This window comes from Hwanghaeella sp. 1Z406, assembly GCF_048892425.1.
Classification (GTDB): Bacteria; Pseudomonadota; Alphaproteobacteria; order UBA8366; family Aestuariispiraceae; genus Pacificispira.
The window spans coordinates 91,257-115,325 of sequence record NZ_JBLZHU010000006.1 but is presented as its reverse complement, the minus strand read 5'-3'; the positions used below and the strand labels follow the sequence as shown (position 1 = coordinate 115,325).

The 24,069-nt window shown below is 55.4% G+C and carries 21 protein-coding genes; 8 read left to right on the top strand and 13 right to left on the bottom strand.

All coding sequences use genetic code 11. The annotated features are described in order from the left end of the window. Positions 1-2 precede the first annotated feature (2 nt). The 4 genes from ACOSDR_RS13140 to ACOSDR_RS13125 are packed head-to-tail and all read right to left on the bottom strand — an operon-like array spanning position 3 to position 3,965. Positions 3-1,202: an acyl-CoA dehydrogenase family protein gene (locus tag ACOSDR_RS13140; RefSeq protein WP_420723914.1), complete on the bottom strand. Its 1,200-nt coding sequence runs from the start codon at positions 1,200-1,202 to the stop codon at positions 3-5. A 17-nt stretch (positions 1,203-1,219) separates the two neighbouring features. Then, on the bottom strand, positions 1,220-1,534 hold the full coding sequence (locus ACOSDR_RS13135) for an NIPSNAP family protein (protein ID WP_420723913.1): 315 nt from the start codon (positions 1,532-1,534) through the stop codon (positions 1,220-1,222). Positions 1,535-1,552: 18 nt separating this feature from the next. Next, positions 1,553-2,314 (bottom strand): SDR family NAD(P)-dependent oxidoreductase, encoded by a 762-nt coding sequence (locus ACOSDR_RS13130; RefSeq protein ID WP_420731555.1) that lies wholly within the window; start codon positions 2,312-2,314, stop codon positions 1,553-1,555. A gap of 4 nt (positions 2,315-2,318) precedes the next feature. Next, positions 2,319-3,965, bottom strand: coding sequence for an acyl-CoA synthetase (locus tag ACOSDR_RS13125; protein WP_420731554.1), 1,647 nt, complete (start codon positions 3,963-3,965; stop codon positions 2,319-2,321). Between the two features lie 184 nt (positions 3,966-4,149). Here ACOSDR_RS13125 and ACOSDR_RS13120 point away from each other — a divergent pair, with 184 nt between their 5' ends. The 4 genes from ACOSDR_RS13120 (at position 4,150) to ACOSDR_RS13105 (ending at position 8,853) form a co-directional block, all read left to right on the top strand. Next, on the top strand, positions 4,150-5,493 hold the full coding sequence (locus tag ACOSDR_RS13120; RefSeq protein ID WP_420723910.1) for a diguanylate cyclase domain-containing protein: 1,344 nt from the start codon (positions 4,150-4,152) through the stop codon (positions 5,491-5,493). A gap of 164 nt (positions 5,494-5,657) precedes the next feature. Beyond that, positions 5,658-6,665, top strand: coding sequence for a C4-dicarboxylate ABC transporter substrate-binding protein (locus ACOSDR_RS13115; protein ID WP_420723909.1), 1,008 nt, complete (start codon positions 5,658-5,660; stop codon positions 6,663-6,665). Positions 6,666-6,790: 125 nt separating this feature from the next. Then, the gene (locus tag ACOSDR_RS13110) at positions 6,791-7,444 is read left to right on the top strand and encodes a TRAP transporter small permease subunit (protein WP_420723908.1); all 654 of its coding nucleotides are present in this window, start codon (positions 6,791-6,793) and stop codon (positions 7,442-7,444) included. Continuing rightward, entirely contained in the window at positions 7,441-8,853 is a 1,413-nt protein-coding gene (locus ACOSDR_RS13105; RefSeq protein WP_420731553.1) for a TRAP transporter large permease, read from the top strand. The genes ACOSDR_RS13110 and ACOSDR_RS13105 overlap by 4 nt, the downstream gene beginning before the upstream one ends. Here the strand turns inward: ACOSDR_RS13105 and ACOSDR_RS13100 are convergent. The 3 genes from ACOSDR_RS13100 to ACOSDR_RS13090 are packed head-to-tail and all read right to left on the bottom strand — an operon-like array spanning position 8,850 to position 12,718. After that, positions 8,850-10,526 (bottom strand): ABC transporter ATP-binding protein, encoded by a 1,677-nt coding sequence (locus ACOSDR_RS13100; protein WP_420731552.1) that lies wholly within the window; start codon positions 10,524-10,526, stop codon positions 8,850-8,852. The two genes, ACOSDR_RS13105 and ACOSDR_RS13100, sit on opposite strands and share 4 nt — an antisense overlap. Continuing rightward, positions 10,523-11,731, bottom strand: coding sequence for an ABC transporter permease (locus ACOSDR_RS13095; RefSeq protein ID WP_420731551.1), 1,209 nt, complete (start codon positions 11,729-11,731; stop codon positions 10,523-10,525). Before ACOSDR_RS13095 ends, ACOSDR_RS13100 begins: the two co-directional genes overlap by 4 nt. A gap of 12 nt (positions 11,732-11,743) precedes the next feature. Beyond that, positions 11,744-12,718 carry an ABC transporter permease gene (locus ACOSDR_RS13090; protein ID WP_420723904.1) on the bottom strand — a complete coding sequence of 325 codons (975 nt, stop codon included), beginning with the start codon at positions 12,716-12,718 and terminating at the stop codon, positions 11,744-11,746. A gap of 295 nt (positions 12,719-13,013) precedes the next feature. Here ACOSDR_RS13090 and ACOSDR_RS13085 point away from each other — a divergent pair, with 295 nt between their 5' ends. Next, complete coding sequence (locus ACOSDR_RS13085) at positions 13,014-14,090, top strand: NAD(P)/FAD-dependent oxidoreductase (protein ID WP_420731550.1); 1,077 nt, start codon at positions 13,014-13,016, stop codon at positions 14,088-14,090. Positions 14,091-14,100: 10 nt separating this feature from the next. Further along, positions 14,101-15,501, top strand: a complete 1,401-nt coding sequence (locus ACOSDR_RS13080; RefSeq protein WP_420723902.1) for an amidase family protein — start codon at positions 14,101-14,103, stop codon at positions 15,499-15,501. A gap of 6 nt (positions 15,502-15,507) precedes the next feature. Here ACOSDR_RS13080 and ACOSDR_RS13075 read toward each other — a convergent pair whose 3' ends face one another. The 4 genes from ACOSDR_RS13075 to ACOSDR_RS13060 are packed head-to-tail and all read right to left on the bottom strand — an operon-like array spanning position 15,508 to position 20,013. Next, positions 15,508-16,098: a LysE family translocator gene (locus ACOSDR_RS13075; RefSeq protein WP_420723901.1), complete on the bottom strand. Its 591-nt coding sequence runs from the start codon at positions 16,096-16,098 to the stop codon at positions 15,508-15,510. Continuing rightward, positions 16,099-17,256 carry an iron-containing alcohol dehydrogenase gene (locus ACOSDR_RS13070; RefSeq protein ID WP_420723900.1) on the bottom strand — a complete coding sequence of 386 codons (1,158 nt, stop codon included), beginning with the start codon at positions 17,254-17,256 and terminating at the stop codon, positions 16,099-16,101. Between the two features lie 3 nt (positions 17,257-17,259). Beyond that, positions 17,260-18,642, bottom strand: a complete 1,383-nt coding sequence (locus tag ACOSDR_RS13065) for an aldehyde dehydrogenase family protein (protein WP_420731549.1) — start codon at positions 18,640-18,642, stop codon at positions 17,260-17,262. Between the two features lie 6 nt (positions 18,643-18,648). After that, positions 18,649-20,013, bottom strand: a complete 1,365-nt coding sequence (locus ACOSDR_RS13060) for a glutamine synthetase family protein (RefSeq protein ID WP_420723898.1) — start codon at positions 20,011-20,013, stop codon at positions 18,649-18,651. 309 nt (positions 20,014-20,322) lie between these two features. On the opposite strand from ACOSDR_RS13060, the gene ACOSDR_RS13055 reads away from it, so the two are divergent. Beyond that, on the top strand, positions 20,323-21,114 hold the full coding sequence (locus ACOSDR_RS13055) for an exodeoxyribonuclease III (RefSeq protein WP_420731548.1): 792 nt from the start codon (positions 20,323-20,325) through the stop codon (positions 21,112-21,114). Positions 21,115-21,116: 2 nt separating this feature from the next. Further along, complete coding sequence (locus ACOSDR_RS13050; protein ID WP_420731547.1) at positions 21,117-21,884, top strand: hypothetical protein; 768 nt, start codon at positions 21,117-21,119, stop codon at positions 21,882-21,884. On the opposite strand, the gene ACOSDR_RS13045 is transcribed toward ACOSDR_RS13050, so the two are convergent. After that, a complete protein-coding gene (locus tag ACOSDR_RS13045; protein ID WP_420731546.1) occupies positions 21,881-23,398 on the bottom strand; it encodes a M81 family metallopeptidase in 1,518 nt (505 codons plus the stop codon). The genes ACOSDR_RS13050 and ACOSDR_RS13045 overlap by 4 nt on opposite strands. Positions 23,399-23,497: 99 nt before the next feature. Continuing rightward, positions 23,498-23,977, bottom strand: coding sequence for a YHS domain-containing (seleno)protein (locus ACOSDR_RS13040; protein WP_420731545.1), 480 nt, complete (start codon positions 23,975-23,977; stop codon positions 23,498-23,500). Positions 23,978-24,069 lie beyond the last annotated feature (92 nt).

Sequence of the window (24,069 nt, the reverse complement as noted above, 5' to 3'; positions counted from 1 at the left end):
GATCAAACGCCCCACCGCCAGAAATCATCGCCCTCTGCCGTCAGGAAACGGTTCAGCACCATTTTGTGAACTTCCGATGCACCATCGACCAAGCGGGCCTGACGGGCATAGCGATATATCCATTCCAGCACCGTGTCCTTGGAATATCCCCGCGCGCCATTCAACTGGATGGCAGTATCCACCGCCGTATGCAGCGTATCGGCCACCTGAATCTTGGCCATGGAGACTTCTTTGCGGGCCTTGTCGCCCTGATCCAGTGTCCAGGCCGCACGCATGGTCAACAGACGCCCCAGTTCAATCTGCATGGCGACATCGCCCAGCATCAATTGCACGGATTCACGATCTGCCAGTCGCATGCCGAACCCTTCACGGTTTTCAACATAATCCCGCGCAATGCCAAGGGCCCGCTGTGACAGGCCCAGCCACCGCATGCAATGGGTCAGGCGCGCCGTGCCCAGGCGGATTTGGGTCAGCTTCAACCCATCCCCCACATTCATCAGGCGATTTTCATCCGGAATTTCCAGCCCGTTGAATTTCAGCTCACAATGCCCGCCATGTTCTTCCGGTCCCATGATCGCGATCCGCCGGATGATTTCCCAGCCGGGCTGGTCCTTATGGAACATAAAGGCTGTCAGGCCTTTACGTGTGTCATCGGATGTTCTGGCAATCAGGATGAAATGACTGGCAACACCGGCCCCGGTGATGAACCATTTATGGCCGTTGACGATCCATTTATCACCCTGCTTTTCCGCGCGGGTTCGGATCATGGACGGATCTGATCCGCCGCCAGGGGCTGGTTCCGTCATGACAAAGGCAGAACGCACATCCCCATTCACAATGGGCTGTAACCACTTTTCCTTTTGATCGTCGCGCGCAATGCGGTTCAGGATGAACATATTGCCGTCATCCGGTGCCGCACAGTTGAATACGACCGGCCCAAAGATCGACTTGTTCGCTTCTTCATAGAACGCCGCCATGCCCTGGGTGTTCAGGCCCAGACCACCGCTCTCCACCGGCATTTGCGGGGCCCACAGACCGGCATCCTTGGCCTTGGCCCGCATGGCCGCCAATGGGACATCTGCAATGTTTTCATGCGCGTCATATGTGGTTATATCCGATTCCATAGGGATCAGATGTGTATCAACAAATTCGCGCACCTGAAGACGCAGGCGATCGACCTCAGCCGGTAATGTGAAATCCATAACGTATTATCTCTCAATTATGGTTTGAAGAAGGGAGCAACCGTCAAAATCTTGTTTTCCATCTTCTGCAGGAAGGGGGTGGCTTCCTTCAGATAAATGGCCCAGCCAGGTTCTGCCGCCAATTTAGCGCGCCGCGCGGCGCGATCCGCCAGATCTTCATACTGCCACATATGGATCACCTGATTGAGCTCCCCGATATCCATCGAGATATACCAGCCGACGGGATTGCCCAGATGTTTGGTCTGCAGGGCAAAACCCAGCTCCTCATAGGCTTTCAGGAATGCCGGCAGCTTGCCAGGATGGGCGGTATAGGTGCGGTGGTCGATAATCATGATATGTCACCTTTCTGATCAGGGGGTCGCCAGAGAATGGCCCCCATCGACGGTTAGGATATGGCCTGTTGTCCAGGCCGCGAGGTCACTTAATAGATACAGCAATGCGCCGTCCAGGTCTTCCGGCTCCCCAAAGCGTCGAATTGGAATCTGGCGCATCATTGTCTGCCCCATCTCCCCTTCCAGAAAAGCACGGTTCAGATCGGTTTTAACATAGCCAGGCGATATCGCATTGACCCGTATGCCATGTTTCGCCCATTCATAGGCCAGCGCCTTGGTCATATGCGCCAGTCCCGCCTTGGACACGCAATAGGATATTTCCGTCTTTGAAACGCGCTCTCCCAGCAGGCTGGCAATATTGACGATCGCGCCCCCGCTCCCGTCCGCCATATGCTGGGCACAGGCCTGGGCGACGAAGAACGCCCCCTTCAAATTGACATCCATCACCTGATCCCAATCGGCTTCAGTCTGTTTCAGGGACGGTTTGGTGACGACGATACCGGCATTATTCACCAGCAGATCAATGCCGCCCAGCGCATCGACAGTGGCAGAAACACAGGTTTCAATCGACGAAACATCGGCGACATCCAACGCAACGGGAATGGCCCTTTGTCCGGTATCCTGTGTGATCGACGCAGCCTCTGTTTCCAGCCGATCAATACGGCGTGCGGCCAGGGCGACATCCGCCCCCGCCATGGCCAGTGTGCGCGCAAAATGTTGCCCAAAACCGCTGGAAGCGCCTGTCACAAGGGCGCGTTTTCCGTCCAACCTTAATTCCATCGTCTCAGATTTCCTTTGCTTGAGAGCGCAGTACAAATTTTTGGATCTTCCCTGTCGCTGTCTTTGGCAAAGGCCCGAATATCACCCGAGTGGGTGCCTTAAAGCGGGCCATATTCTGTTTGCAATATTCAATCACCGCAACATCATCCAAGGTACCTTCCTTGCCTGGTGCCAGCGTTACGAAGGCACAGGGCGTCTCCCCCCATTTTTCATCAGGTGCCGCAACCACGGCGGCTTCCATGATATCTGGATGGCGGAACAGGACCTCTTCCACTTCCAGGGACGATATATTCTCCCCGCCTGAAATGATGATGTCCTTGGCGCGGTCCTTGATCTCGACATAGCCATCTTCATGCATGACCGCCAGATCACCGGTATTCAACCAGCCATTCTTCAGCGTTTCCTGTGTCGCTGTCGGGTTCTTCAAATAACCGCGCATGATAGTGTTGGATCGCAGCATCAGTATCCCGATCGTTTCCCCATCCTTGGGCACATCAATAAAGGTTTCAGGATCCGCAACGCGCTGTTCTTCCAGGGCGACCATTGCAACCCCCTGTCGCGCCATCAGGGGCGCGCGTTCCGACAATTCCAGCCCATCCCAATCTGGCTGCCAGGAACACACCGTTGCTGGGCCATAGCTTTCCGTCATGCCGTACATATGCGTGACGTTAAAGCCCATACCCTCCATCTTTGCGATCACCGAAGACGGTGGTGCTGCGCCCCCTGTACAGACCTCAACCCGTTGCGGGAATTCAACTTTTTGGTCGGCCGGGGCATGGATCAACATGGTCAGCACAATTGGTGCCCCGCACATATGCGTCACCGCATGATCGCGGATCATTGGAAAAATCAGCGCCGGATCGACACGCCGTAAGCATACATGCGTGCCACAGGCGGCTGTGACGGCCCAGGTATAGGTCCAGCCATTGCAATGGAACATCGGCAATGTCCACAAATACACCGACCGGCTGTTTAATTGGAACGTCAGGGCATTGGACATCGCATTCAGATAGGCCCCGCGATGATGATAGACGACGCCTTTCGGATTGCCCGTCGTGCCGGATGTATAGTTCAGCGCCAGCGCATCCCATTCATCGGCAGGCAGACTATGGGTGAAGGTGGGATCCCCTTCCTGCACCAGCATCGTTTCATAATCCGTCGTGCCAATGCGCGGCCCTTCCGGTTCCATCGGGTCAACAATGTCGATCAGGATCTCTGGTCGGTTCTTGGTCAGCCTTAAGGCCTCCCCCATCACCCCATTCAGGGAACATTCCGATAGCACAGCCTTTGTTTCCGCATGCTCCAGGATAAAAGCGATGGTCGCGCCATCCAGCCTTGTATTCAGGGCATTCAGCACCGCACCGATCATCGGGATCGCATAATGCGCCTCCAGCAAGGCAGGCACATTTGGGCTTAACACAGATACCGTATCCCCGCGCCCGATGCCCCGCGCCTTCAAAGCGGAGGCAAATCGACGAACCCTGGAATAAAATTCTCCATAGGTATAGCGCAGATCGCCGTGAATGATGGCCGTGCGGTTCGGAAACACCGTTGCCGCGCGTTTCAGGAAGCTAATTGGCGACAGGGGCACATAATTCGCCTCCCCCCGATCCAGGTCTCGATCATATATCGATTCATGCCTTTGTGACATTGATGCTCCTCCAAAACGCAGATCATTCTCCGGAACTGCGAGTTATGCCTGATTTTGCTCGCCACACCGGTTTGATTTTCCTATCTTTGTTGTTTAGTGAAGCGCCTTGGTCAAGACCGATTGCGATTGAATGACGGGTTTTATAGTCACAGAACAAGACTGTTGGGGAAGGGTTTAAAAGGCAATGCCACATCTGGCTTACATCCTGATCGGAGACCCGGACCCGGAACGCGCGCTTTCGCGCGCAGAATTTCTGAATGCGGCAGGCTATCGCTGTATTCAGGCTTCTGATGCTCACACGCTGATCGGGCTGGCCGGATCGCGAATGCCAGACGTCATCCTTATGGGGCAATTCAGCGCCCCCGTGGATTCATTGAATATTGTTAGGGCGTTGAAAACAGCAGACGCGACGCAATCCATTCCCATCGTCCTGTTGGATCTGCCGCCCCAGGCAGACCTGCTGACCCTGGTTCGGGATGAAGATGTCGATGACATTCTGGGACCTAATGATGACAACCAGGAACTGCTGTTACGCCTGCCCAGATTAACCCGCTCGTCGGTCATGCAGGCAGAACTGTCCCGGCGCATCAAAACGGCGGCAGATTTTGGGTTAACAGTTGATCCAAAGGATTTTGTTCGCGCCTATCCGGTGCGGCCCCTGGTGCTTGCCGTTGCCCCCGATGATGCGTCGATGATCGATCTGGTCGAAGCCTTGAACGATGGTGGCTTCGAATGCGTGCCGGAAACCGGGTATTTCCGCGCGGCGGATGCATTGGACAATGGTCGGTTCGATGCCGCCGTGATCATGACCGCCAGTGCCGATGATTTTGAACGCACGCAATATCTGTGTGGGCATATTCGACACAATCCTCGCCTGTTTAATTTGCCAACACTTGTGCTGACGGCCCCAGCCACACGCGATCGCGCCAAGGATTTCTATCGGGGGGGTGCCGCAATCGTTCTGTCTGGCCTGTCCGATGCGGATCGACTGTGCACCTATATCCATATGCTGGTTGGCCGCCAACGGCTGCGCTGGACATTGCGCGATCCTTTCAAGGCATTGCTGAAGGATGAAACAGCCGATATCAGCGGCGTCGCCTATTCCAAAGATTTCTGGGATGCGCATCTGGCCAGAACCATTGAAACCGCCCAGGCGCGTAACGCCCGCCTGGCGATGGCCTATCTGTCCATCCCAACATTGCCCCGTATCAAGGAAGAATACGGTACCGAAAATGCTGAAATACTGGCCCATCAACTGGCCGATTGGATCACCAGCATGACCCGTATTGAAGATACGGTTGCGCGTATTGGGCCCGATGCATTTGGCATCCTGCTTCCAGAAACACCGCGCGCAGAGGCAAATGGTGTTACCCAGCGCATTATCGGTATCCTGCATAACTCAGAGTTCAATCTGGGGGAAGATGTGATGCAGTCCGTTCGGGCCTGGGCCATAGGGGGAGCGACCGCGCTGGAGCCTGAGGATACCCCAGAAACCCTTATGGCCCGTGCCAAGTCTGCCGCAAATTAAATTCCAGAATAAGTGATGTAATCAGTCATTCTTGAAGCCCTGCGGAAATCCGCAGGGCAAAAATGGCTGTTTGGCAGATTCCTTCATGGGTTGAACGGCAGGAACCCGTTATAGTTCGACTATAAACGCATCAACTGCGTATCTATAACCTTTGGGAGGTAACAATGAAACGCAACCTGCTCGGTCTTGCGGCCACAACCACATTGGTATTTGCTTTTGCCGGCGAAGCCTTGGCGACAGAATGGAATGTCTCTGTATGGGGCAAACGCCGCGCCTTCACCGAAAACGTCGAAAAAATCGCTGAACTGGTCAGCGCAAAGACGAACGGCGAATTTACCCTGAATATTTCCTATGGCGGCCTGTCCAAGGCAAAAGAAAACCTGGATGGCATTTCCATCGGCGCCTTTGAAATGGCACAGTTCTGTGCCGGTTATCATGAAGATAAGAACCCATCGATCACTGTGCTGGAGCTTCCATTCCTGGGCGTTGATTCATTGGAAAAAGAAGTTGAAGTGTCTCAAGCGGTCTACAGCCATCCAGCGGTTGTCGCAGATTTAGCGCGCTGGAATGCAACGCTTTTGATGCCAACCCCGATGCCACAATATAACATTGTCGGCGTTGGCGATGCGCCAAAAACACTGGCCGGGTTTGACGGCTTGAGCGTCCGGGCAACCGGTGGGATCGGCGCAGCGATGAGCACACTTGGCGCAATCCCGACTTCAGTTCCTGCCGCAGAAACCCGCCAGGCAATGGACAGCGGCGTCGTGAAGGCGGTTGCATTTGCCCCCCATGCCCATATGTCCTTTGGCACCGTTGAAAATGCCAAATGGTGGACGACGAATCTGAATCCCGGCACCGTGAATTGCCCAGTCGTCGTCAACACAGATGCCCTTGCCGCCCTCAGCGATAAGGAACGCGACGCCTTGTTGGGATCAGTGGACGAAGCCTTGGCTTACTACATCGATTACTACAATAACCAAACCATGGCCAAATGGGGTCCGTTGCTGGATTCCAAGGGGGTCGAGCGGATCACCTATGACGAAGCCACTCTGGCGTCGTTCCGTGAAAAAGTCGCCGGTCCGGCGGCCAAAGCCTGGGTTGAGGAAAACAACGCCCGCGGCCTTCCCGCACAAGAACTGCTGGATTTGGTGCATAGTGTAATTGCCAAGTAAGGATTACGCCTGACACGCCCCTATCGGGCTGGTCACATTGTCCGCCACCGTTTCAGCCCCATCAGGTGAAACGGTGGCGGTCCCTTCTTGCAATTTCTATGGTTTCCATTGGGGAGCAAGGCACCATGTCCGGCGCGACATCGATACTGACCGACAATTCAACCTTAAGCAAAATTGATCGCAGCCTCTATCGGCTGGAAGAGTTTTTTGCCCTGATCGGCGGAATTGCTGTTTTTTCGTTAATGTTACTGGCCGTAGTCAGTGTGACCGGCCGCCACTTTTTTAATTCCCCCCTGCCCGGCTATGTCGATTGGATCGAACAAGCGATGCCGCTGATCGCCTTCATCGGGATCGCGTATTGTCAGCGCCTTGGCGGTCATATTCGCATGGATATCCTGATCGGACGCCTAAAAGGACGCCCGCTTTGGTTGGCGGAAGTCGTTTCCTGCGTCGTCATGCTGATATTGATGATGCTGATGGTCTGGGGCAGCTATGCCCATTTTGAGCGCTCCTTCGACTTTGCCTCCCCGATGTGGAGCCGCGATTCGACACTGGACATTCGCTTGCCGATTTGGCCCGCGAAGCTTTTGGCACCTATTGCTTTCAGTGTTTTGTGTCTGCGCCTGGTCTTACAAATCTGGGGCTATGGCGCGGCCCTGATTCGCGGGACAAACGATCCTGTCGCAGTGCCCATGATCGAAGACGCCAGCACCGTTGCAGCGCGTGAAGCGGAAACCGTTTCCGGTTTCGATGTTGATGAAAAGGGTACAAAACAATGAGCAGCATCGATATCGGAATTGCGGTTACCATCATCCTGTTGATCATGGTCATGATTGGTATGCGGGTTGCTTTTGCGGCTGCTCTGGCCGGCCTCATCGGTCTGGTCTGGATCTTCTGGGCCAAGAAAGGCATGGCGGGCGATCAGTTCTTCTGGGCCCTGACGGTTGCCGTAAAGACCGCAGGCCAGGTCCCCCATTCAAAGATTTCTTCACAGGCTTTATCGCTGATCCCAACCTTTATCCTGATCGGCTATCTGGCTTATTACGCGGGCCTGACCAAGGCCTTGTTTGAAGCCGCCAAGCGTTGGGTTGGCTGGCTGCCGGGCGGATTGGCGGTCTCTACCGTATTTGCGACAGCAGGTTTCGCAGCGGTTTCCGGTGCATCGGTGGCAACCTCTGCCGTTTTCGCGCGGGTGGCGATTCCTGAAATGCTGGCCGTTGGCTATGACAAACGGTTTGCCGCAGGCGTTGTCGCGGCAGCAGGCACGCTTGCCTCCCTGATTCCACCATCTGCCATTCTGGTGATTTATGCCATTATTGTGGAACAGGATGTCGGCGCGCTTCTGCTGGCCGGGTTTCTGCCGGGTGCCTTTTCCGCCGTGATTTATGGCAGTCTGGTCATTGGTCTGGCCATGACCTTCAAGAATTTTGGGCCGCCCGTCGGCGGATTTACCTGGGTTCAGCGATTTAAATCCCTGCCCGGCGCCTTCCCGATCTTCTTCGTCATCGCGATCATTATCTTCTTTGTCTATAACCCGTTCGGCGGGGACGCCTGGGGGACGCCAACAGAAGGCGGTGCCTTGGGGGCCTTCGTTGTCTTCCTGATGGCACTGTATCGCGGCATGCGGTGGAAAGAACTGAAAAGCGCCCTGTTGGAAACAGCAAAACTGTCGGTGATGATTTTTACAATCATCTGGGGCGTGTTGATTTACGTTCGCTTCCTGGGGTTTGCAGACCTGCCAGGTGCCTTTTCAGAATGGATCGGATCCTTGCATCAAAGCCCGATGCTGACCCTGATCATCATCCTGATGGCCTATGCCGTGCTGGGCATGTTCATGGATGCGATTGGCATGCTGCTGTTGACGCTGCCTGTCGTCTATCCGGCGGTCATGGCCCTGAATGGTGGCCTGGACGTCAGCGCCGCAGACAGTGCCTTTGGCATGTCGGGCGTTGGCTGTGCGATCTGGTTTGGGATCATCGTGGTGAAAATGGCGGAGCTGTGTCTGATCACGCCCCCCATTGGATTAAACTGCTTCGTGGTTGCGGGCGTGCGGCCTGATATTACGGTGCAACAGGTCTTCAAGGGGGCCACCCCCTTCTTCATCGCAGATGCATTGACAATCGCGGGCCTGATCGCCTGGCCCGGAATTGTGTTGTATCTGCCTGAATTGCTGTTGGGTAAATCTTAGTTATCAGCGGCTTTCAGCACGCGACCCTGGCGGGCCATTTCTTCGCGTTCGGCGAGGAGATGGTCCAGCCAATCCGGATCCATTTCCGGCACAGATGACAACAGCAGATCCGTATAGTCGTGATGCGGTGGGGTGAACATTTCCCCCTTGGGCCCCGACTCGACAACCTTGCCATTCTGCATCACCACCACCTCATCTGAAATGGCGCGCACCGTTGCCAGATCATGGGTGATGAACATATAGGACAGGTCGAATTCATCCTGCATCCGCTGCAAAAGCTTCAAGATTTCTTCAGCCACCAACTGATCCAGGGCCGAGGTAACTTCATCACAGATGATAACTTCGGGTTCCGCCGCCAGAGCGCGGGCGATACAGATACGCTGTTTCTGTCCCCCCGACAGTTCCGTGGTCAGGCGGTTGTAATATTGATCCGGCTCAAGCTCGACCAAGCGCAGAAGATCCTTCACGCGGGCTTCCAGTGCCTTACCACTGAGCCCCAAATAGAAGCTGGCAGGCCGCCCGATCACATCGCGAATACGCGATTTGGGATTAAGGGCTGTATCGGGCATCTGATAGATCATCTGCATCTTGCGCAGTTGATCCTTGCTGCGGGCACGATAGTCGACAGGTAGAACTTCACCTTTATAGAGAACATCGCCTTTTTTGGGGGGCAACAGGCCAGTGATAACCCGCGCTGTTGTGCTCTTGCCACTGCCGGATTCGCCCACCACAGCGACAGTGCGCTTCTTGTAGACATCAAAACTGACATTAAACAATACAGGCACCGTGCCATAAGACGCATCGACGCCGCGGACCTGCAGGACGGGCCCTTCATCATTGGGCCTTTGGCGCTCTTCCCGTGCATAGCTGCGCACGGCCAACAGATCCGATGTGTATTGCTCTTGCGGCTTGGACAATAGGGTTCTTGTATCGCGTTCCTCTACTGTATGACCATGACGCAAGACCTTGATCGTATCCGCCATTTGGGCCACGACCGCCAAGTCATGGGTGATATAGATAGCAGCGGTATTAAACTGTTCAACAATGTCCCGGATGGCCGCCAGAACCTCAATTTGTGTTGTCACGTCCAGGGCGGTTGTCGGTTCATCAAACACGATCAGGTCCGGGCGACAGGCCATCGCCATGGCCGTCATGGCGCGCTGTAACTGTCCACCCGACACCTGATGCGGATATCGATAGCCAATCGTATCGGGATTGGGCAAGCGCAACCGCCGAAACAGATCCTTGGCATCCTTTTCCGCCTTATCGCGAGACATTACACCGTGTTGAACCGGTCCTTCGCAATATTGATCTATCAGCTTATGGGCCGGATTGAAGGACGCCGCCGCCGATTGGGCGACATAGGCGATGCGATGGCCGCGTAATTTACGGCGCTGTTCATCGGATGCCCCACGCAATTCCAACCCGTCGAACCAGATTTCCCCGCCGCTCAAACGACAGCCGTCCCGGGCATAACCCATGGCTGCCAGTCCAATCGTTGACTTGCCCGCCCCGGACTCACCAATCAGGCCCAGGACTTCCCCCCGCTTCAGCGTCACATCTACGCCATGGACGATCTCGATCCAGTCCTCGTCTGCGCGGCCTTCGATTTTCAGGCCCTTGATCTCCAACAGGATATCCCCTTTGGAACCGCGATTTTCTTGGTCGGTCATTCTTTCAATCCACTTGTCTTGTGCAAGAACCAGTCCACCACGAAGTTCACCGCGATTGTCAGCAAGGCAATCGCGCAGGCCGGCAGCAGCGGGGTGATGGCCATCAATTTGTTAAACTGATAGAAATTGATCAGATTGGCGCTGTCGCGGACCATGGACCCCAAATCAGCCGTCGGCGGCTGCAAGCCAAGCCCCAGGAAGCTGAGCGAGCTGATAAACAGAAAGACGAAACAGAACCGCAATCCAAATTCCGCAATCAAGGGCGCTGCGGCATTTGGCAATACTTCGCGCCAAATCACATACATCAGCTTCTCGCCCCGCAACTTAGCCGCTTCGACATAATCCATCACGACAATATTCATGGCGACAGAGCGCGACAGGCGGAATACCCGCGTTGAATCCAACAGGGCGATGACCAGTACCAGCTTAACAACCCCGGTCCCCACCACGGTCAGAATGAGCAAGGCGAAGATCAGCGGGGGAATTGCCATCAGAACATCGACCATACGGCTGAGACCTTGATCAACCCAGCCCCGCAAAGAGGCCGCCAACAGCCCGACAAAAGCGCCTACAATGAAGGTCAGCGCCGTCGTCACAATGGCAATCCCGACTGTATTGCGGATTGCAAAGATCATGCGTGAAAGATAGTCGCGACCCAGTTCATCCGTTCCAAGCCATGCTGTGCCACCGTCTGAAAAGGGCGTTCCCCATACCAGGTATGACCCGCCCAAAACCTGTGATTGTCCATGCGGTGCCAAAATTGGGGCAATACACACCATCAGAATATTCAGGGCGATGATAATCAGTCCGAATTTTGCCGTGATCGGCGCTTTGCGAGTTTCTTTCCAGGTCACGGCCACCATCATGGATATCAAGACAACGCTGACCAAGCCCGAAAAAGTCGACCAGGGATAAAGGCTGAAGCCTTCCAGATACACAGCGACAAATGCACCATAAACCACGATGCAGAACACAATTGCCTGCTCACGCATGGCAGGAAGACTGAGCCGTCCCCAAAAACGATACAAAATACCGCCAAATACGACGGAAGCCACCATTCCGGCAATCGCGCTTGCGCTGTCAGCGGAAAACGAAATGGCAAACACCGCAAGAGGTATCAGCACTGTCAGGGCACTTCCCAAACGGCAGGCCATCGTAGCTGGTTTGGCAAGTTCCGGCGGCGGAATGATATCGGTCGCAGACATCTTAGCGCCTCCTTATCTTGGGTGCAGAAGGCGCGGATTGCTGACAATCGTCACAATATCGGCCGTTAGGTTAAGCAGAACATAGGTCGCAGCAAAAATCATCACGCTGGCCTGCACCAGGGGAAAATCCCGGAACTTCACCGCATCGACAAGAATTTTGCCAAGACCTGGATAATTGAAGACAACTTCGACAATCACCACACCGACAATCAGATAGGCCAGGTTCAGGGCAATCACGTTGACGATGGGCGCCAGAGCATTGGGCAAGGCGTGTTTCACGATAATTCTGGAATTCGAAATGCCCTTCAGCCGGGCCATCTCAATATAAGGACTGGCCAGAAGATTGATGATCGCCGCCCGCGTCATGCGCATCATATGGGCAACCACTACAAGAGTCAGCGTCAGGGCGGGCAGGAACATCATGTGCGCCCTTGTCCAGAACGGCGTATCCACATTCACTGTGGCCATAGCTGGAAACAATGGCGTCCCATCTGCGCCAATGGCCGAAATCGATAACAACAGAATCAAAATGTACGCGACGAAAAATTCCGGAAAAGAAATCGAGGTCAGGGTGAAAACGTTCACCAGTCTGTCATACCAGCTGTACCGATACAGCGCAGCCAGGATACCAAGTAACAATGACAGGGGCACTGAAATCGCAGCCGCGAAACCCGCCAGAAACAATGTGTTTTCCAGTCGCACACCAATGACTTGGGCAACATCACGCTTGTTGGATAACGATTCCCCAAAATCGAATTGAACCGCGTCTTTTACCCATATGCCGTATCGGACGATGAAGGATTCATCCAGGTGATTGCGAAGGCGACATTCATTAACTGTTTTTTCTGTCGCCTGTTGCCCATAGAAAGCCTGGCAAAAATCACCTGGCAGGGTTTCTAACATGCCTGCAATGATCAAACTGACAACAAACAGCGTGGCCACACCAAGGCCAAGCCGTTGAGCAATCGTTATAAAAACTCTATCCATCTGCTCGAATCTCCCCCAAGCAAATAGGCGCTATCATCGCCTGAAGTTAGGCGACTTATACAAAAACACCGCGATGCGATGTCATCTATGAATTCCCAGCATTCATCCCGTTCCCGCAACTTTGTGCGGATATTTATTCGATACGAACTGTTAAACCAGATCGCTCGATTGGTGTAAGTGTAACACCAGCTTGGGAAAAATGTCTTTCTTTATTTTGAATGCAACTTGTTACTTTTCATCGCACCCCTTCCGCATGCTAGGCTGAGGTCGTAATTTTCTGCTAAGGATGCCTTGTATGACCACAAAAACCGCTATCGTTGTTGGTGCCGGAATCATTGGCGCATGTCTGGCCTATCGTTTGGCGCGTGCAGGACTGCATGTGACGATCGTAGACGCCGGACAGGCTCATAATGGGGCCTCAGGTGGCTCCTGGGCGTGGCTGAATGCCGTTTCAGCCGGTGATAAATCCTATTTTGACCTGCGTCAGGCCAGCCTGGCTGCCTATCACGATCTGGAAAAAGAACTATCGGGGCGCCTGAAGATTGATTGGACAGGCGCGTTGATATGGGATCCTGGCCTATACTCCCCCAAGGTTGTAAACGCCCCGCAAAAGAATTGGGGCGGAAATGTTAAAACTGTCACAGCCGATGAAATTCGTGCGCTGGAACCCCTCCTGACATCCCCACCCGATGGTGCTCTGTTTTCAGCTGATGATGGTTTGGTCGATGGTGCATATGCGACCCGAACACTGATTGAGGCAGCGCAATCTATCGGGGCACGCTGCGCTTTTGGTCGGCGCGTTAAGTCAATGATCCATGAGAATGACCGCATCACCGGCGTCCAAACTGATTTCGGTGCCCTCTATGCGGATGTGACCGTCCTGGCGGCGGGAACTGGAATTTCGGATCTGCTGGCCGAGCACGCTATCCCCCTGCCAACAGCGAATCGGGCCGGTCTTTTGATTACCACGGCCCCGGTTACCAAACGAATGACCCGCGCGTTGTGGTCCGACACGGTGCATGTCAAGCAATTGTCCGATGATCGGCTGGTAATTGGTGAGAATGATCACGCCCCCGGTGCGCTGGACAACCCAGAAGCGACCATTACTCAAATGATTGAAACGACGCAGAAACTATTGCCCGCCCTTGGTATGCTGAGTGTGGAACGCACCACAATTGCAACACGCCCCATCCCGGGGGATGGTTTCCCGGTAATCGGCGCGATTCCGTCCCTTCACGGCGCCTATATCGCCATGATGCATTCCGGCTTTACGCTGGCAGCGATTACCGCGAAGCTCTTGTCGCAGGAAATTCTAAACAACGAGGAGTCCCCCCTGCTGGCCCCCTATCGCCTGTCGCGTTTTGCGCAGTGAAGGATTTTACATGACCGATACATCCGATCTATGGCGGCTGTCTGCTGCGGACCTGGCATCTGGAATACAAAGCGGCACATTTTCAGCACAGGCCGCAACAGAAAGTGCGTTGGCGCGACTGGCCGCAGTAAATCCCAAGCTGAACGCCGTCGTGACAGAAATGCCCGACGAGGCTATAGCCGCAGCGAAAGCCATAGATCAAGCCGTTGCGAAGGGCGACCCGGTGGGATGCCTTGCAGGGGTTCCCGTAACGGTGAAGGTCAATGTCGATCAAAAGGGTCATCCAACAACCAATGGCCTGACCCAGCAGAAAGACCTGATTGCACAGGAAGACAGCCCTGTTGTCGCCAACTTGCGCAAGGCCGGGGCTGTCATCATCGGGCGCACCAACACACCGGCCTTCTCTCTGCGCTGGTTCACAAAGAACAATCTGCATGGCACAACAAAAAACCCGCGCGATCCTGGCCTGACGCCGGGAGGATCTTCCGGGGGCGCGGCGGCAGCCGTAGCCTCCGGGATCGGTGCCCTGGCGCATGGGACGGATATCGCAGGATCAATACGCTATCCCGCCTATGCCTGTGGCATTCATGGCCTGCGCCCGACAGTAGGACGGGTTCCAGCCGTGAACTTCACCGCCCCCGATCGTCATATTGGCGGACAATTGATGGCTGTATCTGGCCCAATAGCGCGCACAATCAAAGATTTAGAGCTTGGCTTTAAAGCGATGAGTGCGCCAGATATTCGCGATAGCTGGTATGTCCCTGCGCCAGCAGCAATGCCGGATTTGCCAAAGCGTGTGGTCCTGGCCAGCGCACCGGAGAATACATCTGTTCACCCGGATGTCATTGCTGCCTTACGCAAGGCCGCCGATCAATTGAGTAATGCCGGATGGGATGTGGTCGAAGGCCCCTGCCCACCCTTGCGCGCCGCTGTGGCAGCTCAGGTGACCTTGTGGCTTTCGGAATTCAAACGTGGCGCCCTGAAGGCCCTGGAGAAAGAGGATGAGGCGGATTCTAAATTCGTCTATGCGCAACTGGAACGCCACGGCGGTGTGCCTGATTTCAATTCTGTGATGGATGCGCTGCAATTGCGCGCACAGTTGGTCCGTGAATGGCAGATGTTTTTGCAGGAGAACCCGATTGTCATTCTGCCCGTATCCCTGGAGCCCCCTTTCCCGGTTCAATTGGATGTGTCCTCACCCTCAGGGTTTGATCGTGTTTTTGAAGCACAGTTAACCCAGGTCGCGCTGCCCTTCTTTGGGGTGCCCGCCCTGACGGTCAGCACTGGGTTCAGCGGAACGGCACCGATTGGCGTGCAACTGGTTGGGCCCCGCTATCGCGAAGACCTGCTGTTCGCCGCCGGGGCTGTTATCGAAAGCGGCGGTGTTCCGCCCAGCCCTATCGATCCGTGACGCCAACTACAGTTGAGAATACACCGCCAGGCCGACCACGGTCAGCATCGATAGGGCCATCGCCACATTGATGATGAATTGTGTGCGGTCTGACAGGTCCAACCGATGCAGGGTGACCCCCGCCCAAAGCCACAGGAAATGGATCGGAACCCAGATCGCATTCATAATGGCAAATTTGATCAGGGTTTCCGTTAAGGTACTGTCGGGCATAAAGGCAAAGCCGGTAAACAGCGCTGTATTGACCGCATAAGCCTTTGGGTTAATTGCCTGCAATGCCAATCCACCAATAATGCCAGGCGGTTTGCTGCGCTGGATAAAGGCAATTTTCGACCCGGCAAAGGCGATCTTGGCCGCCAGATACAACAGATACGCCGCCGATGCGAACAACAGGACGGTGCGAATGCGTGGATCAGCCAGTATGACTGCCGCCATACCCGATACGACCGCCAGGGCGACCAGATTGGTGCCAAGCCATAACCCCAGGAGATACCGAGAACCCGCCCCGGCCCCATAGCTGGCGCCGACCCCCGCCGTCGACAGAACACCTGGACCCGGTGTGATGATCAGAAAGAATACCGCTGCGGCGAATGTCAGCACCTAGACGTCCCCATCATAGGCACGCTGATACAGGGTTTCACAATCCGCCACGGTCAGCGGAATGGGATTACCCCCCGCCGTTGGATCGACCACAGCCATTTCGGCCATGCGATGGAACTGTGCATCGTCGATACCCAGATCCTTAGAGGTTTCCGGTATCGCAAGCTTGGCGCGGAAATCAAGCACCCACTCCATAAAGCCATCAAACCCACCGGAAATACCCAGCCAGGCCGACAAACGGTCGATCTTGCCTTCAATAGCGCTGCGATTATGCCTCAGGACATAGGGCATATAGACCGCGTTCGTAAGGCCATGATGGGTATGATACAAAACGCCTGTTGGATGCGACAGGCTGTGTATCCCGCCCAGGCCTTTCTGGAAGGCGACGGCACCCATGGCGGCGGCAGACATCATATGCCCTCGTGCCTCAATATCCGACCCATCCTTATAGGCTCGCAGCAGATTGTCTTTGACCAGACGCATTCCCTCAACCGCAATGCCTTCCGACATCGGGTGATAGAACGGCGAACAATACGCCTCCAGGCAATGAATAAAGGCGTCCAATCCTGTCCCGGCGGTCAGGACAGGCGGCAAGCCAACGGTCAGCGCCGGGTCCGATATCACGACTGCAGGCAGCATTTTGGGATGAAAGATGACCGATTTAACCTGTTTTTCACTGTTGGTCACGACACCGGCGCGCCCCACTTCCGACCCGGTCCCCGCCGTCGTCGGCACCGCAACGATTGGATAAATCGCAGAGGCATCTGCCCGCGTCCAATAATCACCAATATCTTCAAAGTCCCAGACCGGGCGCGTCTGACCCGCCTGAAAGGCGATCAGTTTGCCGATATCCAGGCCGGACCCTCCGCCAAAGGCGACAACGCCATCATGATCCCCGGCCCGAAATGCCTTGATCCCGGCTTCCAGATTAGCGTCGGTCGGGTTCGGGTCGACCTCAGAAAACAAGGCGCGTCCCAGGCCAGCCTCATTCAGGCGATCCAGCGCATCCTGTGTGATGGGCATATTGGCAAGCCCGCGATCTGTAACCAGCAAGGGGCGCAACATACCCGCCGCACGGCAGGACTCTGCCAGGTCCGCGATGCGACCGGCCCCGAATTTGATGGCTGTGGGATAGGACCAATTGGCTGTAGTGCTCATAGTTCAGGCTTTCTTTAAATGGTAAGATTTCGGACGGGTCAGCGACTGATACCCGATGATCGACAAGGCCCCGCCCCGCCCCGTGTTTTTGCATCCGGTCCAGCACAGGCCAGGATCCAGATAATCAGCGCGATTCATAAACACAGTCCCGGTTTCAATCTGTGCACCAAGGGCCGCCGCACGGGTGACATCCTGGGTCCACAAAGACGCGGTCAGACCAAATTCGCTGTCATTCATTAACGCGATGGCTTCAGCATCATCTTTGACCTTCATGATACCAACAACGGGCCCGAAACTTTCATCGCGCATCACCCGCATGTCATGGGTCACATCGACCAGAATCTGAGGCATCAGATACGCGCCGCCATCATCCTGTGGAAACAGGGCCGGGTCGATCAGGGCACGGGCCCCCTTTTGAAGGGCGTCTTGTGTCTGGGCGCGGACTTCTGCCGCAAACCGCCGGTGCGCCATTGGGCCCAGCGTGGTTTCTGGATTTAGCGGGTTCCCAAGTGTATAGCCGGAAACAATGGCAACAGCCTTCTCCACAAAGGCATCAAACAACGGTGCCGCCACGTAAATCCGCTCTATCCCGCAACAGCACTGGCCGGAATTGAACATCGCCCCATCGATAAGGGTATCGACAGCAGCCTCCAGATTGGCATCTTCCATCACATAGCCCGGGTCTTTACCGCCCAGCTCAAGCCCCAATCCGGTAAAAGTTCCCGCCGCAGCGCGTTCAATTGCCTGCCCCCCGCCAACAGATCCGGTGAAGTTCACGAAATTGAACTGCCTGTCCGCGATCAGATCCGCCGTGGTCTGATGATCCAGAAACACATTCTGGAACACGTCTGCTGGAATGCCCGCAGCGGTAAAGGCAGCGACCATACGCTCCCCCACCAGAAGGGTTTGGCTGGCATGCTTCAACATCACGGCATTTCCTGCGATCAGGGCAGGTGCAACAGTGTTGATTGCTGTCATATAGGGGTAATTCCAGGGCGCGATCACCAGGACCACCCCGTGGGGCTCGCGCAGGATACGCCGCTCGAAACGATCGCTCTCCTCAACAACCATAGGAGCCAGGCTTTCGGCTGCAATATCGGCCATATAACTGGCGCGCTCATCCACACCGCGAAACTCACCGCCATAGCGTATTGGGCGCCCCATCATATGCGCCAATTCCGGCACGATTTGATCGGACATCTCCCCCAGGCGGGCGACCCCGGCGCGGACAAGATCAATCCGATCCTGCAGCGGTCTCGCCGCCCAATCCTTTTGAGCCTTCCGGGCATTCTTTATTGCTGATTTTGCCGCCTCAAGGGACAAAATCGGGCGCTCCGCAAAGACGGAACCGTCTATCGGAGAAACACACTGAACCGTTTGAGACATGCTGATTTAGGCCCTTTCGAAGCCGCGTGCGACTTCCCAGTCTGTGACACATCGATTGTATTCAGACAATTCCCAATCCGCCGCGCGCAGATAATGATCGATTACCCCATCGCCAAAAGCCGCCCGCAGCATTTTGGACTTGTTGGTGACCGCCATCGCATCCCGCAGATTATTGGGAATATGCCGCAACTTGCGCCCTTTATAGGCATCACCCGTATAGGGCTCCTCCAGTTCCAGCTTGCGTTCGATCCCATCGATCCCCGCCGCCAAAAGGGCAGACATCGCCAGATAGGGGTTCAAATCCGCCCCGCCAACGCGACATTCAACACGAATGCCCTTTGTCCCCTCGCCACACAGCCGATATCCCGCCGTGCGATTGTCGCGAGACCAGATCGCCTTGGTAGGCGCAAAGGTTCCTTCCTGAAACCGTTTGTAACTGTTCACATAGGGGGCCAGGAACAGGGTGATATCACTGGCATGGGCCAACAGGCCAGCCATGTAATGGCGCATCAGGTCCGACATCCCCATCGGGGCCTTGGGGTCATAAAAGGCGGATGTACCATCCAGGTTCCAAAGCGACTGATGCACATGACTGGAATTTCCCGCCCTGTCCGTGTGCCATTTCGCCAGAAAGGTCAGTGCGCGCCCACGCGTCCAGGCGATTTCCTTACAGGCGTTTTTGACAAAGGCATGATTGTCAGCGGTATCCAGGGCATCGGAGTAATGCACATTGATTTCTTCCTGGCCCGCATCCGCCTCACCCTTGGAATTTTCAACGGGGATACCGGCACCCTGCAAGCCTGTGCGGATCGCCCGCATGACATGCTCTTCCTTCGTGGTCTGGAAGATGTGGTAATCCTCATTATAGTTGCTGATCGTCTGCAACCCGCGATAGCCGCTTTCCGCCGCTTCCTCATAGGAGGGTTCGAACAGAAAGAATTCCAGCTCTGTCGCCATGAATGCCTGAAGCCCCATATCCTTCAGGCGCGCCACCTGCTTTTTCAAAATAGCGCGCGGGGAATGGGCGATATCATTGTGGTGATGATCCTGCACATCGCACAGAACCAGGGCGGTTCCCTCCAGCCAGGGAACATGACGCAATGTCGTCAGATCCGGCTTGAAAGTGTAATCACCATAGCCTGCGGCCCAATTGGTCGACGCATAGCCCTGAACCGTTTCCATCTCTAAATCTGTTGCCAGAAGATAGTTACAGCCGTGTGTTTCGTTCCAACCGCTTTCCACGAAGAACTCTGCCTGGAAGCGCTTGCCCATCAGGCGTCCCTGCATATCAACGATACAGGCCAACACGGTATCAATCTCCCCGCGTTGAACGGCGGACTTCAAATCTTCAAATGATAAATTCCCAGGCATCGACACACTCGCTTTTTATGATTTTGAGTCAGGACATGACAATTTGTCTAATCCTGTCGCCCCCATTCAGACAAGCGCAAAAGAAATCGCTAGGATCAGCCATCACGCTCCGTTACCCCACACAGCATTCATTGCAAGACCATCCATTCCTGAAATTGTTGCAATGCACCATGTATTTAGTCTCAAGCAATACCGTCTTGTCCATGACCAATTATCATGCTGTGCCGAAGTTTAAAGAACTAAAGAAAATTTGGTCAGATCGCGCTCGAAAGTCTGTCCATCCCAAGCGGTGCGCGATATAGTCCGCGCATGTTGATCGCGACCTTTAATGTAAATTCTCTTAAGGCCCGCCTGCCCCGTGTTACGGAGTGGCTGGAACAGGCCAAGCCCGACGTTGTCCTGTTGCAGGAATTGAAATGCGTCGATGATGATTTTCCACGCCTGGAGCTGGATGCACTGGGATATCGGGCGGAAGTCCACGGCCAAAAGACCTATAACGGTGTTGCCATTCTGTCGCGCCATGCCATTGAGGATGTGCGCCGGGGTTTGCCACAATTGCCAGGGCAGGACGATGGTGACGAACAGGCCCGGTATATCGAGGCAACGATCAAGGGGGTAAGGGTTGCCTCCATCTATCTGCCCAATGGCAATCCTGTCGATGAGGGGGACAAGTTTCCCTATAAGCTGCGCTGGATGGATCGTCTGGTCGCCCATGCCCGCGACACGATCCTGCCCATGGAAATGCCCGCCGTTCTGGGGGGCGATTACAATGTCTGCCCAACCGATGATGACATTTATGACCCCGAAGGCTGGGCCGATGACGCCCTGTGTCAACCGGAAAGCCGCAACCGATTCCGCCAGTTGCTGAATCTGGGTCTGACCGAAGCCTATCGCGCGCTGCATCCCCATGAAGCCCACCGCTATTCCTATTGGGATTATGTTAAGGGTCGCTGGCAAAAGGATGAAGGATTGCGCATCGATCATCTTCTGTTGTCGCCCCGCGCGGCGGATGTGTTGGAAGAATGCGATATCGATAAGAGCCCGCGCGGCAAGGAAAAGCCGTCGGATCATACCCCTGTCTGGTGCCGATTGAGCGTTTAGCCGTGGCGGCATCCAGAACCATCATTCTGCAAAGCCATAACTTCCAGGTCCTGCGCGACTGGATCGGCCCCTGCGTCGACAGTGTGCGTCGCTGGACGGAACAACAGGGATATGATTACCGGTTTCTGGGCGATGAAATCTTTGACCTGCTGCCGGATGATCTGCGCCTGAAACTTCAGGACCATCTGCCCATTCAGGCGGATCTGGCGCGGCTGGTATTGTTGCGCGATGCGTTAAGCAATGGCTATGACCGTGCCGTCTGGTTTGATGCGGATTTGCTGGTTTTCGCGCCGGACTTACTGGAAATCGACAGCATCCCGGAAACCAATGCCTTTGGGCGTGAATTATGGGTCGATACCGATGTCGGCAAGCGATTGAAGACCTGGCGCAATATTCACAACGCTGCCTGCCTGTTCAGAAAGGGTGATCCTGTTCTGCCCTTCCTGATCCATGCGACGGAAAATATCTTAAACGAGGTCGCGCCAGATAAGATCACCCCGCAAATTGTCGGCCCAAAATTTCTGACCGCCCTGGATAATATCACCCGTTTTGGCCGCATAAATTCGGTTGGTGCCCTAAGCCCGCTGGTATTGCACGATATCGCCAGCGGCGGCGGACCCGCCCTGGACGCCCTGCAAGGGGCTGTCCTAAAAGACAAATTGCCCACCCCCACAGCCGCCAATCTGCGCGCGTCCCTGCAGTCACCCGAAACATCGGGGCGCATGGACAGGATTGTCCAATTGCTGCTGGAAAAGCGCCGCCTGTTCTAGTCTGGTTGCCCAGGCCGCAGGCGAAGGCCGGGGCGGATGTTTCTGAAATCCAGGCTGCCCGGATCTGCATAGACAGGGCCCGGTGCGGCAACGGTCAGCACCGCACGGGCCAAGGGTGCGAAATCAGCCCGAAAATGGACGGAGCTTTTTACGACCAGAATGCCAGTCTGTGACGGTTCTATCCCAACATGGCGAAACATAGACTGATCGCCCGCCTGTTCCGGTCGCGAGGCGACAACGATATCGACACCATCGCGGTGCAGACGCACATAGGGGCCCATCTGATAGCGCGCGCCGCCCCACATGGGTCCTGTGCCGGTAAAGGCGCCATTGCCTAAGGCCCTGATTTCAAACGGTCCCGATATCGGGTCGTCCCCAGGAAATAATTTGCCCCCAAGGTCAAAATCCACAACCGCCCCAACCGCGTGGCGATGGGCGCGCTGGGCAGTCTCCGGATCATTGAACACGCCTATTGTCGCGCCGCCGGGCACCTGTCCTGCGCCACCAGACAACAGCGCGCGCAGCATGCCTGTCGTATCGCCGGGCCCACCACCACCTGGATTATCCTGCGTATCGGCTAACACGACCGGACCTGATCCCGGTTGCTGTAACAATGCTCTGGCATGATCGATTGCCTCCACCGGGGACCAGATACGGTCCCCAAACCCGGCCTCGTGCTGAATCATCTGATCCATCAGGGCATCCGCAGCACGATCCGCTGCCGCCTGATCCGTCCCATAGGCCACAAGACCCGGTCCGATTTCGGCAATGTCAGACAGGGGAAAACCCATCGCCAGCGCCAGTGCCATCAGTTTTCTGTCACCCGCTAAAAGGCTGGGCAGCACGGAACCATACAAATTCTTCGGTGGTTCGATATCCGTACAGCCAAAATTCAATGGGATAAGATACTCCGTGCGCCGAAAGGCTTTTGCCGGGCGGCCACCCTGGGCGATCATTTTAAGCAAATGCGTCGCTGTGCGCGCCCCGGTTTCCCCCATATCCACATGGGGATAGGTCCGATAGATATCCAGCACATCGGCATGATGCACCATCGCCTGTGTAATATTGGCATGCAGGTCCAAACTGACTGCAATAGGCAGGTCGGGCCCGACCAGCGCCCTGATGCGACGCAGCAATTCCCCTTCCCCGTCCTGCAGATGATCACAGACCATCGCGCCATGCAGGTCCAGATACAATCCATCCAGTCCCGCACGATAAGCCAAAGCCAGATCCGCCAGCATCATTTCCGATATCCGCTCAAACGCATCCTGCGTTACATGTGCCGACGGTGTCGCCGCGGACCAGCATAACGGAATGATATCCGCCCCCGCTTGGCGCAGGATATCCAGTGCACCGGTAACTGGAATATGGACCCCGTCCACGGCGGAAAACAGTGCCTCCCCCCGCACCAGTCCGGGCCAGCCGCCTGGCTCTTCAAAGGCATTGAAATCCGCCTTTACCGGCGCGAAAGTATTGGTTTCATGCTGAAACCCGCCAATGGCGATACGCGGCATACCAATCCTCACCCTGAACGCTGTGACCCTGAATGGCTCTCAGCCTAGCGTGATTTTCGTCCAGGCGCGACTGGAACTTCAGCATCCAAAAGGCACCTGTTACAGCCCCTTTTTCACATCCGGCCAGTTGCGGTCTGCGGCGGCAATGTGCCCAGCAACATCCGACAACCAGCGATCCTGAACCCCCTTGGAATAATTCAGGTACAGCTTACCGCCTTCAATCCGGAACGCATCCGGGTCTATAGCGGCCGTATAGCCCTGGCTAACAGCCCAGGCACAATATCCGCCATATTGCGGCGCATAGGCTTCTGGATCGGCCTTAAATTTTTCCAGGTTTTCAGCACTTGCAAAGCGCCAGGTCGCCCCCATCCAGTCATAACTGAAGTCGCTGCGTCCTTCGACCGCTTTCCCCTCGGTGAAATACGCAACAGGGTCCGTCCCAACAATGGCAACGCCCCCAATGCTGGTGGCGTTGATCTCTCCCGCCGTTGCCACTGTGGGTGTACCATTCACGCCCAGCGTCACTGCCAGCATGAAAACCATCGTCCACAGCACTCTCAAAAACCGATCTTTGCGCATGACACTCATCCTCCAAAGATATCAATATGATCCATATCTTAGCGGTTGTGGATATCATTACCAGCCACCGGGACGCCGTATCACGCAGCTGT

Coding starts and splice junctions, on each gene's coding strand:
- ACOSDR_RS13080 (WP_420723902.1), top strand. CDS start 14,101: ATGACCGATACATCCGATCTATGGCGGCTGTCTGCTGCGGACCTGGCA.
- ACOSDR_RS13135 (WP_420723913.1), bottom strand. CDS start 1,534: ATGATTATCGACCACCGCACCTATACCGCCCATCCTGGCAAGCTGCCG.
- ACOSDR_RS13095 (WP_420731551.1), bottom strand. CDS start 11,731: ATGTCTGCGACCGATATCATTCCGCCGCCGGAACTTGCCAAACCAGCT.
- ACOSDR_RS13065 (WP_420731549.1), bottom strand. CDS start 18,642: ATGTCTCAAACGGTTCAGTGTGTTTCTCCGATAGACGGTTCCGTCTTT.
- ACOSDR_RS13110 (WP_420723908.1), top strand. CDS start 6,791: ATGTCCGGCGCGACATCGATACTGACCGACAATTCAACCTTAAGCAAA.
- ACOSDR_RS13125 (WP_420731554.1), bottom strand. CDS start 3,965: ATGTCACAAAGGCATGAATCGATATATGATCGAGACCTGGATCGGGGG.
- ACOSDR_RS13140 (WP_420723914.1), bottom strand. CDS start 1,202: ATGGATTTCACATTACCGGCTGAGGTCGATCGCCTGCGTCTTCAGGTG.
- ACOSDR_RS13045 (WP_420731546.1), bottom strand. CDS start 23,398: ATGCCGCGTATCGCCATTGGCGGGTTTCAGCATGAAACCAATACTTTC.
- ACOSDR_RS13115 (WP_420723909.1), top strand. CDS start 5,658: ATGAAACGCAACCTGCTCGGTCTTGCGGCCACAACCACATTGGTATTT.
- ACOSDR_RS13090 (WP_420723904.1), bottom strand. CDS start 12,718: ATGGATAGAGTTTTTATAACGATTGCTCAACGGCTTGGCCTTGGTGTG.
- ACOSDR_RS13055 (WP_420731548.1), top strand. CDS start 20,323: ATGTTGATCGCGACCTTTAATGTAAATTCTCTTAAGGCCCGCCTGCCC.
- ACOSDR_RS13060 (WP_420723898.1), bottom strand. CDS start 20,013: ATGCCTGGGAATTTATCATTTGAAGATTTGAAGTCCGCCGTTCAACGC.
- ACOSDR_RS13070 (WP_420723900.1), bottom strand. CDS start 17,256: ATGAGCACTACAGCCAATTGGTCCTATCCCACAGCCATCAAATTCGGG.
- ACOSDR_RS13130 (WP_420731555.1), bottom strand. CDS start 2,314: ATGGAATTAAGGTTGGACGGAAAACGCGCCCTTGTGACAGGCGCTTCC.
- ACOSDR_RS13120 (WP_420723910.1), top strand. CDS start 4,150: ATGCCACATCTGGCTTACATCCTGATCGGAGACCCGGACCCGGAACGC.
- ACOSDR_RS13105 (WP_420731553.1), top strand. CDS start 7,441: ATGAGCAGCATCGATATCGGAATTGCGGTTACCATCATCCTGTTGATC.
- ACOSDR_RS13040 (WP_420731545.1), bottom strand. CDS start 23,977: ATGCGCAAAGATCGGTTTTTGAGAGTGCTGTGGACGATGGTTTTCATG.
- ACOSDR_RS13100 (WP_420731552.1), bottom strand. CDS start 10,526: ATGACCGACCAAGAAAATCGCGGTTCCAAAGGGGATATCCTGTTGGAG.
- ACOSDR_RS13085 (WP_420731550.1), top strand. CDS start 13,014: ATGACCACAAAAACCGCTATCGTTGTTGGTGCCGGAATCATTGGCGCA.